This is a genomic window from Tatumella citrea (assembly GCF_002163585.1).
GTDB lineage: Bacteria > Pseudomonadota > Gammaproteobacteria > Enterobacterales > Enterobacteriaceae > Tatumella > Tatumella citrea.
Genome location: NZ_CP015579.1, coordinates 760898 through 775467 on the forward strand (window position 1 = coordinate 760898; position 14570 = coordinate 775467).

Annotated in this window: 10 protein-coding genes; 6 read left to right on the top strand and 4 right to left on the bottom strand. The window is 49.0% G+C overall.

The window, feature by feature from the left end; all coding sequences use genetic code 11:
- Positions 1-90: 90 nt before the first annotated feature.
- The 3 genes from efeB to efeU are packed head-to-tail and all read right to left on the bottom strand — an operon-like array spanning position 91 to position 4166.
- Positions 91-1356: an iron uptake transporter deferrochelatase/peroxidase subunit gene (gene efeB / locus A7K98_RS03630; protein ID WP_087487344.1), complete on the bottom strand. Its 1266-nt coding sequence runs from the start codon at positions 1354-1356 to the stop codon at positions 91-93.
- 3 nt (positions 1357-1359) lie between these two features.
- A complete protein-coding gene (gene efeO / locus A7K98_RS03635) occupies positions 1360-2583 on the bottom strand; it encodes an iron uptake system protein EfeO (protein WP_087487345.1) in 1224 nt (407 codons plus the stop codon).
- Positions 2584-2594: 11 nt separating this feature from the next.
- Complete coding sequence (gene efeU, locus A7K98_RS03640; RefSeq protein ID WP_087487346.1) at positions 2595-4166, bottom strand: iron uptake transporter permease EfeU; 1572 nt, start codon at positions 4164-4166, stop codon at positions 2595-2597.
- Positions 4167-4449: 283 nt separating this feature from the next.
- Between efeU and A7K98_RS03645 the strand changes: the two genes are divergently transcribed.
- The 4 genes from A7K98_RS03645 (at position 4450) to A7K98_RS03660 (ending at position 10911) form a co-directional block, all read left to right on the top strand.
- Positions 4450-5607: a serine hydrolase domain-containing protein gene (locus A7K98_RS03645; protein WP_087487347.1), complete on the top strand. Its 1158-nt coding sequence runs from the start codon at positions 4450-4452 to the stop codon at positions 5605-5607.
- Positions 5608-5832: 225 nt separating this feature from the next.
- On the top strand, positions 5833-7314 hold the full coding sequence (amyA, locus tag A7K98_RS03650) for an alpha-amylase (protein WP_087487348.1): 1482 nt from the start codon (positions 5833-5835) through the stop codon (positions 7312-7314).
- 249 nt (positions 7315-7563) lie between these two features.
- Positions 7564-8025, top strand: coding sequence for a GNAT family N-acetyltransferase (locus A7K98_RS03655; RefSeq protein WP_087487349.1), 462 nt, complete (start codon positions 7564-7566; stop codon positions 8023-8025).
- A gap of 450 nt (positions 8026-8475) precedes the next feature.
- On the top strand, positions 8476-10911 hold the full coding sequence (locus A7K98_RS03660; RefSeq protein WP_087487350.1) for a membrane-bound PQQ-dependent dehydrogenase, glucose/quinate/shikimate family: 2436 nt from the start codon (positions 8476-8478) through the stop codon (positions 10909-10911).
- Positions 10912-11035: 124 nt separating this feature from the next.
- Here A7K98_RS03660 and A7K98_RS03665 read toward each other — a convergent pair whose 3' ends face one another.
- Positions 11036-11776 carry an aspartyl/asparaginyl beta-hydroxylase domain-containing protein gene (locus A7K98_RS03665; protein WP_087487351.1) on the bottom strand — a complete coding sequence of 247 codons (741 nt, stop codon included), beginning with the start codon at positions 11774-11776 and terminating at the stop codon, positions 11036-11038.
- A gap of 567 nt (positions 11777-12343) precedes the next feature.
- Here A7K98_RS03665 and A7K98_RS03670 point away from each other — a divergent pair.
- Complete coding sequence (locus tag A7K98_RS03670) at positions 12344-13156, top strand: ABC transporter substrate-binding protein (protein ID WP_087487352.1); 813 nt, start codon at positions 12344-12346, stop codon at positions 13154-13156.
- 78 nt (positions 13157-13234) lie between these two features.
- Positions 13235-14272, top strand: coding sequence for a trans-3-hydroxy-L-proline dehydratase (locus A7K98_RS03675; protein WP_087487353.1), 1038 nt, complete (start codon positions 13235-13237; stop codon positions 14270-14272).
- Positions 14273-14570: the final 298 nt, after the last annotated feature.

Genomic DNA, 14570 nt, shown 5'->3' on the forward strand with positions numbered 1-14570 from the left:
AAAACGGTGCAGATGAATCTGCACCGTTCAGCGGGTCAGTCTGAAGCCTGATTATCCGCTATGCAATAAACAGCACAGCCAGAGTTATTGTCAGGCAAACAGTTGTGCACCGATATACTCGCCTTCTGCCGGAGCCGGAGGGATAAAGAAAATTCCCGACCCGATATGCGAGATATACTCATTCAGTGCATCTGCGGCACCAAGCCTTGTCTGCAACGCTTCGAAATGGGCCGGGTCTTTCTGATAGCTGATAAACAGCAAACCTGCATCCAGCATTCCCAGGTTATTTATGCCGTCGGTATAGTTATACGAACGGCGCAGAATGCGAATTCCCTGGTTATTCTCATGAGCGGCCAGACTGATATGCGCTGTCATTGGGATGACATGGGTTCCGTCGCTCCCTTTTTTCTGGAAGTCCGGGGTATCGAACTCTTTTTCGCCGCTTAATGGTGCACCGGAGACTTTATGCCGGCCAAACACCGCATTCTGGTCGCTGACGCGATCAGTATCCCAGTTTTCGATGTGCATTTTTATTTTGCGCACCACCTGGTAGGTTCCCTTTTGCTGCCAGGCCGGACCGCCATCGTTAATCCAGACAAATTTATCGAAATCACTCTGCTCAGTCAGGTTGCGGGTGCCATCCTTAAAACCGAACAGATTACGAGGTGTCGACTGATTTTTTCCGGCCGAGGCACGGCCAAAACCCAGTACTGACCAGCGGGTAGCCGCAGCTCCGGTATCTTTGGCAATTCGGGCCAGATTCCGGATAGCATGATAGGCAACCTGCGGGTCGTCAGCACAGGCTTGTAGTGAAAGATCACCACCGCTCAATGCCGGTTGCAGGTTATCACTGGGCAGTTCTTCCAGCTCCCGCATTAACGGTGGCTTATGCTGTTGCAGGCCATAAGTATCACCAAAAATACGTGGACCTAATCCGACGGTGACGGTCAGTGATGCCGGAGCAAGGTCGAGCGCTTCACCGGTATCCATGCCGATTCCACTGTTTCTCTCCGGCTCAACCTGACCAATAATCTCACCAGCCATCATCTGGGCAATTGCTGCCGACCACCGCGCCAGTAAAATCTGCAAATCGCGCGGGTTCTGACTGGTCATATCAAAGGTCATAAACATCACATGACGCTGAGGCGGGGTAGTCACACCGGCCTGACCGGCATGACCATAAAAGGCATGTTGCTGTGAAAGGTCGACCCGGTCTTCCGGGTCGGCTTTCGCGGCGGCTGCATTATGAGCAGCCGCAACGCCGGGCAGGGCCAGTGCACTGGCCACAGCTCCTTTCAACAGATGACGGCGTGAAACGCTGGTGGTATCACGCTTCGCAAACTGTTTGTCCTTCATGACTCAGGCACCTCCGACGGTCGCCACTTTCTCTGCAATTTTAGATAACGGTTCCTGCAGCGCCTGAACGGCTTTACTCAGTTTCGCAGCATCAGCGGCTTTCAGATCTGCAGTGTAGTATTTATAACCACCGGCGATTTTACCATCACGATAGGCATCAAGCATTTTATTGACGTTAGCAAACTGACTTTCAACACGTTTGGTCAAATCAGGGTCGATTTTGCTCAGGCCTGGTTTCAGGAATTCAAACGCCTGTTGGGCACCTTCCACGTTACCGGCAAAGTCCACGAGGTCAATGTGGCTGAACGCTTCTTCTTCACCACTGATTTTGTTGCTCTGTACTTCTTCCAGCAAGTCAGCCGCGCCATTAGCCAGATCTTCAGGCTTATAGGTCAGCGCTTTAGTCAGGCTGTCCAGTTTGGTGACATTCTGCTGCAGCTCTGCGGCCAGTTTTTTGGTGTCGTCGGTGATTTTTCCGTTACCGAACAGATCGCGCTCAATCGCGTGAAAACCGTGCCAGCCCACTTTAGGGTCGAGGTTAGAGGCACGCATATCGATCAGATAATCGAGGTTACCGGCATTATCAGTGGCTTTAAAACCAGGTAGTACGAAACCGCTGACATCAGATTCGATACGTTCGTAGAACGGACGGGCTTTTGCATACTGGGCTTTTGCCTTTTCCAGATCACCAGCATCAATATCGGCTTTCAGCTGATCAACCGCCACTACCATCGCGTCTACCACACCGTTTACATAGGCAGAATAACCCACAGTACCTTGCTTCAGCAGTTCAGCAGTACTACCGGTGGCTTTAGCTGCACTTTTACCGGTGACGGTAAAGTTAATCAGTTCCTGCTTAGCACCAGGACAGTAAATCTGATATTTGCCGCCATCCAGTGTCAGAGTGAACTTAGCCGCAGGCAGCCCCGGAGCCAGGTTTTCTTTTTCACCAAGAATACGGTTGTCACTCAGTAATTCGAGTTCAGTGATTGCAGTAGCCGTTTTGTTGACTACGGTGAAAGTCACCGGACCAGCCTTGGCACTGCTGTGGTCAACGATACATGTTCCGCCTTCTGCGCCGGTTAAGGTGACATTCACCTGAGATACACCATTGCTCACCGGAGCTGCACCACCGGCTGCCATTGCATCAACCGAGACCAGTAACAGTGCCGAAACGATTGCTGAACTCAGAACAGAGGGTTTCTTAATAAAAGCAGATTTGAGCATGAATAGTTCCTTTATTTGTTTTCAGGAGAAACAGAACGATAACCAGCATCAGATGCCTGACGGGAATCGTCCCGGCGGCGCAATGCCAGAATGAGTAAAATAATGGCCAGCAAACCTAACAGTAGCGGCAACTGAATAGCCCAGAAGGTATGACGCAACTGTGCCTGAACTACATTTTGCATGGCGTCATCGACCTGAGATTGCCAGCTGTCATCCAGCTGCCAGTCACAACCGACCTGCGGCATTGGGCTGCGGGCAGTATAGGTGCGTGGAGACAATAAACCGCCACCGGAAAGGGTCATCAGCGTGGTGGTGTGAGCGGCTGCACTGTAGAGCGCCTGGCCTGCCGTTTCAGCATCCACCGAGCAGTTGACCTGCCAGCTAACGTTATACGGGCCGGGGTGCTGCGCCGGACTTAACCCAACCGGAATGCGATTACCGTACAGTGCCAGGACCTGATCGACGGTCAGCGTTGCGGGCAGACCACTCACTTCCGGCTGACGGGTAATATTCCATTGCTGCAATACGACACCTCGCTGCTCTGAGCTTTTTTGCTGGCCGTCGGCAAGCTCATAGCTAAGTTGCTTCTGTTGAGCGGTGGTAATCTGTAACTGGTAGCCCCCGGCAGATTGTTTCTGCACAGTAGCCGTTCCACCACCTTGCAGAGGGGCTGTGGCAGGAAGTTGCAGGGTCGCGCGGGGATAACCACTGAATAGCGCCAGTGCAGCCAGTGCCAGTACCGCGGCCGAACCAAACAGTAACTGGCGGCTGCGGGTGGCTGAAGGTCGTAAATGACGTGGCCAGTAGACCAGAATACCTACCAGCACGATGTAGATACCCCAGCCACATAGTTCCAGTAACCGGGGATCGGTTGGAATACCCAGAACACCAGTGATCAGTGCTGAACGTACTGATCCGGGAGGGATGGCCCAACTGAGATTAGCAACCCGTTGCTGACCAATATTCAGCCAGCCAGCTTCATGACCGCTACGCAGAGCGCTGATAATCAACCCGGCGGCAACCAGAATCAGGAACATGCCGGTATAGCGAAAGAAACGACCCAGGTTGAGTTTGACACCACCGATATAGATACCCCAGCCAATGACGACAGCCAGGATCAACCCAAGAACAGCACCTGCCACCGCCCAGACGGCAGACTGAGCAACTGAGAAGGTCGCCAGCAAAAAGACGCTGGTTTCAAAGCCTTCTTTAAGGACAGCCAGAAAAGCCATGCTGGCCAGCGCCATGGCACTGGATTGTCGGATGGCAACGGCGGCTTCGCTTTCCAGTTGGCGCTTAATTTCATGGGCGTGGTTGTTCATCCACATCACCATTCCGGTTACAAAAAATACAGCCACCAGACCAATCACGGTTTCCATCGCTTCCTGGCTGGCCTGAGGCAGAGCACGTTCGGTCAGGCTGAGGCCAACACCGACCAGTAATGAAAGGAAAACGGCCAGCACGACTCCTGCCCACATGGCACCCAGACTTTTCCCGTTTTTACGTAAAAACGCGGCAATAATGCCGACGATCAGAGCAGCTTCGAGCCCCTCACGCAGTGCGATAACAAAAGTTGCTAACACCAGAATTCCCCGTCACTTAATCCTAAATGATAATTACAATTAATATCATTTTCATGAGTATATGAAATATCCCGAATAGCGCTGAAAGTAAACCGGTAGGGGTTGAAACATTGTGTAATAAATTGTTATTTGGCACGAAATGTGAGGTATAAATTATTTAATTCTTAATAAAACCTTAAGTACTGAGTTTTATATTCGAAAAACAACGGATAATTTATGAAATTCGGATTACTGGTCGCTCAGTGCCAGATATGCCGTCTGTATCCCCATTAAGGCATCTGTGATGAATGATGAAAACCTGATCCATGGCAGTGTTGCTGCCGGTTTTGAAGCAGTAAAAAGCACCTTTGCTGAAGTTGTGGCAGCCGAAAATGGGCAGTTAAGTGCTCAGCTGGCAGCCTACCACCACGGAAAGCTGGTGGTTGATTTATGGAGCGGGCCGGAAACCACGGCTGATGCATTGTTTGATACTTATTCTGCCAGTAAAGGTGCCGGAGCTTTAGTCGTGGCGCTGTTGCTACAGGACGGGCTGCTCAGCCTGGATGAAAAAGTCAGTTATTACTGGCCCGAATTTGCAGCAAAGGGTAAAGAAAATATCACCCTGCGTCAGCTGATGAGTCATCAGGCGGGTTTGCCTGGTGCTGACTACGGCTTCACTGCCGATGAGCTGACCGATGACCGGCGAGTGGCTGAACAGCTGGCCAGACAACGTCCTTACTGGAACCCGGGCTCTGCTTTTGGCTATCACGCGTTGGTGTTTGGAGCTCTGCTGAACGAAGTGGTCTGCCGTGTCACCGGCCGAACTGTTCAGCAGCATTTTTCTGAACGGGTGCAGCAGGCTTACGACGTGGATTTTTTCCTGGGGATGCCAGAGGCCCTGGACTCGCGTTATCAGCCAACTTTAGCGGGTGATCTTACCCCTGAGAAACTGGCGGAGTTGCTGGCTAATGCTCCTGCAGCTGACAGCATTGCTGGCATTGCGTTTAACCGCCATCATCCCGACAACCCGCCGCTCTGGGCACTGGTCAACTCCCTGAAGGCCAGACGTTCGGGGACGATATCTTTCGGCGGTGTAGCTTCTGCCCGTGGTCTGGCAAAAATGTATGCTGTGGCAGCCAGTCAGGTTGAAAATAAACCACCACTGCTGACAGCAGAGACACTGTCGCAGGTCACACAGATTCAGTCACGAGGCGAGGATCTGGTACTGAAAAACTTCAAAGCGTTTTCCGTCGGTTTTCATGCCAGCGCTGAATATTATCCTTCGCTCGGTCAGGGCGCATTTGGTCACAGCGGGGCTGGCGGACAGCAGGCATTCGCTGATCCCCGCCACGGCCTCAGTTACGGCTATACACGTCGTCAGTATCCGTCACCGTTCAGAACCGTTTCAGAAAATGACCAACTGATCAGTGCTCTGTCTCGTTCTGCTGCTGTATTGCGCTAAATCGTCAGCACGGGGTGTACTGTCTGTGGCCGGGAAAAGTGGCCACGGCATTATCGCCCTGTTTCTTCACTTTTGCCCTGTTCGCAGACTACGTCAGTGAGGGAATGCGCTGAACAGTCTTTATCTTTTGGTGGATGTTTTTTACACAATTCTCTGAGCTCCGCTGCTACTTTTTTCCATCCTGCACCATACTTCATCCACCGGTCTTGTTATGGGAAAACGACTATGCAGAATCCTACGCTGTTTCAGTTTTTTCACTGGTATTACCCGGACGGAGGCAAACTCTGGCCGGAAGCTGCCGAAAAAGCCGCATGGCTGTCAGAAATTGGTATCACAGGTGTCTGGCTGCCACCGGCCTGCAAAGGTGATTCCGGCGGAAGCTCAGTGGGTTACGATATCTATGATCTGTTTGATCTTGGCGAATTTGATCAAAAAGGAACCCGTGCGACCAAGTACGGAGATAAAGAAGGGTTACTGGCAGCGATAAATGCTCTGCAACAGAATAAGATCAGCGTGATCATTGATGTGGTACTTAATCACAAGATGGGCGCGGATGAAAAAGAGCAGGTCCAGGTTAATCGCGTGAATATGGATGATCGTGATGATATCAGTGACGAAGTCATTGATGCTGAAGCCTGGACCCGTTTTACCTTTCCTGGCAGAAAGGGTGAGTATTCGAAATTTATCTGGGATTTCCGCTGCTTCAGTGGCGTTGACCATATCGAAAATCCGGACGAAAACGGCATTTTTAAGATTGTGAACGACTATACCGCCGGTGGCTGGAATGATCAGGTAGATTCAGAGTTCGGTAATTACGATTACCTGATGGGCGCCAACATCGATTTCCGAAATAATGCAGTGAATGAAGAGCTGAAATACTGGGGTCGCTGGATTATCGATCAAACCAAATGTAACGGCTTCCGGCTGGATGCGGTGAAACATATCCCTGCCTGGTTCTATAAAGAGTGGATTGACCATATTCAGGAACATTCGGAACAACCGATGTATATGGTGGCAGAATACTGGTCATTTGAAGTGGAAGTGTTGCAGAACTATCTGCAGCAGGTTGACTATAAAACCATGTTGTTTGATGCACCGCTCCAGCTGAACTTCCATCATGCCTCCAAAGGCGGTTCAGATTTTGATCTCAGCAAGATCTTTGACAATACACTGGTGGCAGCAGATGCAGCACACGCGGTGACGCTGGTTGCCAACCACGATACTCAGCCGTTACAGGCGCTGGAATCCCCGGTAGAACCCTGGTTTAAGCCTTTAGCTTATGCGTTGACCTTATTGCGCGAGCAGGGTGTGCCTATCATTTTTTATCCGGACCTGACCGGGGCCAGCTATGAAGATGCAGGGGATGACGGTAAGCCATGTACAGTTGAACTCCCGGTGATTGAACACCTGGAAACGCTGATCCGGGCACGACAAACTTATGCCTGGGGGGCTCAGACTGACTATTTTGACCATCCTAACTGCATCGCCTTTAGCCGCAGTGGTACTGCAGAGCAGCAGGGATGTGTTGTTGTGATGTCTAACGGTGAGGCCGGAGAGAAGAGTATTGATACCGGTGAAGCGTTAGCACAGCGAAAATGGCGTGATTTGCTGGGCAACCGGGAAGATATTGTTGAAACTGATGAACAGGGGCACGGGCAATTCTTCTGTAATGCTGGCAGTGTCAGTGTCTGGGTGTTGGCGGAATAAGCCATTCTGTCGGCATAACCCTGCTTTTCAGACAACGTTATTATGTGCAGCCTCCGGTGGAGCAATATTCCCCGGAGGCTGTGTATTTGAGAACATCTGATGTTTGTTTTCTGGTTCTGCTTGCTGTTATCCACTCGCTATCCTCAGTGCTGTTAGCTGAATCTTCATGAAAAAAACTATTATTACGGTATGAAAATTTGCTGATATTTCACCTTCAGAGCTTCACTGTTTAGCCACCATAAGGACTGTATGAAATTACGACGATTCAGAGAAGGGGATGAGGCTGCACTTTTTCAGGTCTTCTGTTCCTCCATCCGTGATATTGCAGCACGGGATTATACGCCGCAGCAAATTGCCGCATGGGCGTCAGAGGATATTGATGCTCATCGCTGGACAGCGATGATGAGAAAACTGCAGCCGTTTGTGGTGGAAATTGCCGGCGATATTGCCGGATATGCCGATGTTCAACCCGACGGATATATTGATCATTTCTTTGTTTCGGGAAAGTACCCGCGTCAGGGGGTTGGCAGTCTGTTAATGAACGCTATCCATGAACAAGCCGGACGTCTTGAGTTAAGCGAACTGACGGCACAGGTAAGCAAAACAGCAGAACCCTTTTTCAGGCAGATGGGGTTTGTGGTTATGGAACGAGGATACCCGGTTCGTCGTGGCGTGACACTGGAAAATGCGCTGATGCGCAAACCACTCTGAGAGTCTCTTTTTTTTCAAAGTTGATGTTATTTTGCGCAACTGTCAATGAAAATAATTAATCGTTAGCATCTGATTACACTTTGATTTGGTATATTAACAAGAGTAACATAATGTTCACTTTGGTTTCCGTCTGTATCAGAAAGGTTAACTGAGTGTTCTGAGCGTCGGACCAGGTCCTGATGGATTATATTTCCTGTAAGGACTGGTACCAAAGATAACTAAGTATCAATAATTAACTAAAGAGTGCTTATTGCAAAAGTCTGAATATTCAATGGCAAGGTTATTGTATATTTATCATGTTCAATTCTGTGGCTGTGGTCATTGGTTGTGCGGTATAACACAGACTATACCTGATTAAATCTGCGATAAAATATCGGTACATAAAACTGCATTGAGTCTTCGCTTTACGGCGAGAGGCGTTGTATTTTCTATTGGAAATTATAAAAGATTATGAGTGATCTTCATTCCGGGAGTTTTAATTCTTCAATTAAAAAAACTCTTAATATCTTATTTTCAGTTGTTGTTCTTATTATCTCAGGGGTATTGCTTTATGGTGGCGTTAAGTTAGTTTCTCTGGGAGGGTCGTATTATTATCTTATCGCAGGACTGGCATATTTATTACTGGCCATTTTTTCATTATTAAGAAAAACCTTTACTACAGCTTACTCTGTTCTGGTTTTTATTATCACCTGTATTTGGGCATTATCTGAAACAGGAGCAGTAGATTATTGGCTGCTTCTGCCTCGCCTGCTGATTCCGGCAATTATTTTGCTGCTTAGCCTGTGGAATGGTGCCGCGAATTCTGTTGCTTCGAAATCCCTGCAACGTTCCGCTAACTGGCTCGGTAATGTGGTATTTTTGGCATTGGTCGCCACATTTATTGCTGCCTTCTATCCACACGGTGGTATTTCTAATCCGGTCGCGCAAACTCCTCATGCCAGTAAAACAGATGACCAGCCGGCTAACTGGGAGTTTTACGGACGAAATGCTTCAGGCACCCGGTTTGCGCCCTATAGCCAGATTACACCTGGTAATGTCAGTGAATTACAGGTGGCCTGGACATACCGTACCGGACGAAGAATTACCGGCTCAGGTACTGGCGTTGATGAAAATACACCGTTACAAATCGGGAATGTCCTCTACTCATGCACCCCTGAAAACCTGATTACTGCGCTTGATGCTGACAGTGGTAAAGCATTGTGGAAGTTTGATCCTCATGCCAAAACTGCTGAGCATGTGACCTGTCGCGGGGTAGGCTATTATGATATTGATAACGATCCCGGTTTGCCGGAAGCACAAAAAGCCGAATTCAGTGGAGTAAAACAGTGCCGTCAGCGGATCCTTGTATCTTCTGTCGATGCTCGTTTATTTGCGCTTGATGCTCACGATGGCTCTCTGTGTACCACCTTTGGTGACAACGGTTACGTTGATCTTAAAAAAGGTATGGGGCCTACCGAGAACAGCAAACGTTACCATCCAACCTCTCTGCCGGTCGTGATGGGGCATCTGGCGGTTGTCGGAGGCTGGGTACGAGACATTGTTGCTGGTGAACCTTCCGGGACAGTCCGTGCTTTTGATGTGCTATCCGGTAAATTAGTCTGGGCCTGGGATGTTGGTGCAAAAGACTCTGCGGATACGACGGCCGCCGATCATCAGTTCACTCTTGAAACACCCAATGTCTGGACTATTCCGACCTATGATAAACAGCTGAATCTGGTTTATCTGCCTACCGGCAACGGACCACCGGATTACTGGGGTGGCGATCGTAATCAGGCAAAAGAGAAGTATGGGGCGGCGATTGTTGCGGTAGATGCTTCAAACGGTAAAGTGAAATGGGTCTATCAGACAGTTCACCACGATGTCTGGGACTACGATTTACCTTCTCAGCCAGTTTTATACCAGATGAAAAATGCTAATGGCGAAGAAGTCCCTGCATTAATCCAGACCACCAAAACTGGTCAGATATTTGTACTTGACCGTCGAACCGGTCAGCCTCTGACTGAAGTGCAGGAGCGTGCGGTTGTTTCGTCCCCGGCAGCCGAAGGAGAGCATTTATCCCCAACCCAGCCTTTCTCTGTTGGTATGCCAACAATTGGTGCGGAGCCACTGACAGAAAAATCAATGTGGGGGATTACTACCTTTGATCAGCTTTACTGCCGGATCATGTTTAAAGATTCAGTGTATGTGGGTCCATACACCCCGCCGACAGAAAAACCGTATATTGAATGGCCAAGCCTGTTAGGGGGAATGAACTGGGGAGGACTGACGATTGACGAAAATACCGGCATGATGTTTGTCAATGATATGCGCATGCCGTTAAGAATGTCGTTAGTCACCCGGGAAAACGCGAAAAAATACAAAGTTACCACTGATGAGGTTCCGGGCTTTATGGGAACCATCAGGCCGCAGATCGCCGGTATTTATGGCGGCGTGAAAATTGATATTCTCCAGTCGCCTTTGGGTGTGCCTTGTAATAATCCGCCATTCGGTAGCATGAGTGCGATAGATCTTAATACCCGTAAGCTGGTCTGGCAGGTTCCTCTGGGAACGGTTCAGGATACCGGGCCTTTAGGAATTAAAACGCACATGCAAATACCTCTGGGTATGCCGACCCTGGGAGGGCCGACATCCACCGCGTCGGGCCTGGTATTCTTCGCGGGTACTCAGGATTACTATCTGCGGGCAATGGATTCCTCAACCGGTAAAGTCGTATGGAAAGCCCGGTTACCGGTAGGAGCAGTTGCAGCACCGCTGATTTATAAATCTCCGGTAACAGGTAAAGAGTATGTGGTGATCTCGGCAGGGGGGATGAGTCATTCGCCGGATGTCGGGGATTATATTATTGCTTATGCTTTGCCGGACAATCTGATCAACCAGACACATTAATTCACCAGGATAGCATCAGGTGATTTCTGAATCGGGCCGCTCCTTCGGGAGCGGCTTTTTAATCTTTAAGCGGGCAGAAAATTGGCCGGATAATGGCGTTGCTGATGTAAATACAAGGCGCCGGTTAGTGGTTATTCTGATTCCATTTGGCGATATTTTTCAGCGGCTGTTTGATATACGGACTGGCTTTAATCAGTGAAAACAGCAGATTGTTGACCAGAGTACCGGTTTTATCCATCGGGCGGTCGATATCCATGAACAGTACGGCGCGCAGTTCGTCAGTGTCATTACGCACTTCATGCTCGTAAGAATCATCAAACAGAACTACTTTGCCTTCTTCCCAGTGCAGTTTCTGATCATCAACGCGAATCCACAGTTTTTCCTGTTCTTTTGGCACTATCAGCCCCAGATGCGCACGAACAACTGCACGGGTCGGTCCTTTGTGCGGAACAATGTGGTAGTGGGGTTGCAGTATCGAGAACATTGCCGTGCGCATATGCGGGATGGCACTTATCAGTTCAGCGGTTTTTGGACAAATAGCACAGTTTTCATCAACCCGGTTACCGTAAACATAAAATCCAAAGGTCTTCCAGTTATCACCTTTCGAAATACGTTTCTGATCCGGTGAAATCTGGTGAAATGACGGGATTTTCTCCGGATTTTTCAGCAAATCATCCAGTTCAGCACGGATCTCCTGCCAGTTGTTTTCCAGCAAAGGAACCCAGTCAAAAGCTGAATTATCGATTTTCGGAGTGGTGGCGATCAGTGAATGCCGTGTCTGAAAATCATTATTCCAGCGCAGAAACTTTTTGCCTGTTTTCATCAGTAAACGGCGTAAAAATGGCGGACGTGATGTCTGTTGCATAAATATATCCCTGCAATAAATGCATTAAATATGCGGGGGGCTGAAGCACCCTTAAGCCGGGTATCAGCCAGCGTTCTGAATTTCTGTCCCGGCATTACCGCTGTAGCTGTGCGGAAAATTACCTGACTTACTGAATTTATTATTATTTTTACGAAATCTGCTGTCTGCAGCCGCAAAAAAAACCTCTATAAAATGCCATTACTGCCGGTATTCTGCTTATCAAAAAAGGCGAATTTAATAAAAGTTACCAGTAATACAGAAGGTTATCTTATCTGCGTTATCGCAGGTTATCGGTGAGATCACAAAATAACGTCATCACTGTGGCTGTTTTTCAGTTCCGGGTGCTAAGCTCCAAATCAGTTCATATTTTCGCCCCGTAACGGTGCTTACCGGGCTCAAAAATGCACTGTCAGGACTCAACGTCGTCACCCTGTAGCTTTCCTCACTGCAGGTATTTTCCATAATGCATTGAAAATTAAAAATAATTAAAAACAGGCACGATTTGTGCAATGGATATGGTATACGAAATTCTATATCCGTTATCCAACATATGTCACCGGAGGCTTTATGAAAAAAACGATTATCTCTTTAGCGCTCGTTGCCCTGGCAAGCGTTTCTTCCATTCATGCAGCAAATGCCGATCAATTAGATACGATTATTGATTCCGGAAAACTGCGTTGTGCCGTGACTCTTGATTTCCCTCCTATGGGAATGCGGGATGACCAAAACAATCCGGAAGGTTTTGATGTTGACTACTGTAAAGATCTGGCCAAGGTACTGGGTGTTACTCCGGTGATTGTCGAAACGCCTTTCCCTGATCGTATTCCTGCGCTGATGTCTGGTCGCGCTGATATTATTGTGGCCAGTACTTCCGATACCCTGGAACGTGCCAAAACAGTTTCAATGACCATCCCGTATTTTGCTTTCCAGATGGTGGTGTTAACCCGCGACGATAAAAACATCAACAGCTTCGACGATCTGAAAGGCCGTCCGGTAGGGGATACCAGCGGTACCTTTGAAGCCATTGCCCTGGCGAAAAGCGTAAAAGACTGGGGAACCGGCTCGTTCCGTGCTTACCAGTCACAAAACGATACTATCCTGGCTGTTGCTCAGGGGCACATTGATGCAACCGTAGTTACCAATACTGTGGCTTCATCCGTAATAAAATCCGGCAAATATAAAGGTCTGAAAATTGCCGGTAACGCTCCTTACACCATCGACTACGTTTCTCTGGCGGTTAAACGTGATCAATACGGGCTGACCCACTTCCTCAATCTGTTTGTTAACCAGCAGGTTCGTACCGGCCGTTATGCTGAACTGTATAAAAAATGGGTCGGCGGTACTCCTGTCAATCTGACCGTACCAGGCGTTTATTACTGATTCCTGACATGTCATATCCGGCCCGCCTGTAGTGGCGGGTGTTTTTTGCACAAGAAATGAAGCGGAGAGAATTTCCTGATGCGGTCGTCGAAAATTGTTCATGTAGTCAGTTGCCATGCTGAAGGTGAAGTCGGGGATGTGATAGTCGGTGGGGTTGCTCCTCCTCCGGGCGAGACATTGTGGGAGCAGTCCCGCTGGATTGAGCGGGATAATGTATTACGTAACTTTGTTCTGAACGAGCCACGCGGTGGGGTGTTCCGCCACGTTAATCTGCTGGTGCCACCGAAAGATCCACGGGCCATGATGGGATGGATCATTATGGAACCGGCGGACGTGCCACCGATGTCCGGTTCAAATTCTATTTGTGTCTCTACCGTATTACTGGATACCGGTATTTTACCAATGACAGAACCTGAGACCCGGCTGGTGCTGGAAGCGCCCGGTGGGCTGATTGAGGCCATTGCTGAATGCAGGGACGGAAAGGTGCAGCGGGTAGAAATCCATAATGTCCCTTCGTTCGCAGACCAACTGGATGCATGGATTGAAGTCCCCGGGCTCGGCAGTATTCAGGTTGATACCGCGTATGGTGGTGACAGTTTTGCCATTACCGATGCGCGTAAATTAGGTTTTTCCATCACTGCGGATGAAGCGAAAGATTTGGTAGAAACCGGCTTGAAAATTACCAAAGCGGCGAACGAGCAACTGGGATTCCGCCATCCTCTAAATGCTGACTGGAACCACATCTCTTTTTGTCAGTTGGCGGCACCAGTCACTACCGAAAATGGCATAGTGACCGGCGCGAATGCAGTGGTGATTCGCCCGGGTAAAATTGACCGCTCTCCCTGTGGTACCGGATGTTCCGCACGGATGGCAGTACTACATGCCAAAGGTATTCTGAGCCCGGGACAGCCTTTTGTTGGCCGTTCAATTATTGGCTCAGAATTTCATTGCCGTATTCTGGAAACAACGGATATTCAGGGCCGACAGGGAATTATCCCGGCGATTTCAGGGCGTGCCTGGGTTACCGGAACACATCAGCATATGCTGGACCCGCAAGACCCGTGGCCGGAAGGATATACTCTGACCGACACCTGGCCTGCAGGCATTGGGATTTAATGCAGATGTATTACACCTTTGCCGTTGCAGCATTTTGGCGCACCGGGACTGCCGGTGTGCCTGAATACACCGCAGCCTGTCCTTTCATGTGGCAATTTCGGGCAACAATAGTCAGGCATTTTCTTTGGATTCAGTATCTGTGGCTGAACGGCTGCTATGACTTACTGAAAATTATAACTATTTTCCCTGAGACCTTCCGCGAAAACGAATATTAGCCGCTGGTGACAACCTGGCATAAAGTTTGCGTGTAATGTATGTCGTATACGAAATACTAAGATAGTAAACCTATAAAGGTGAT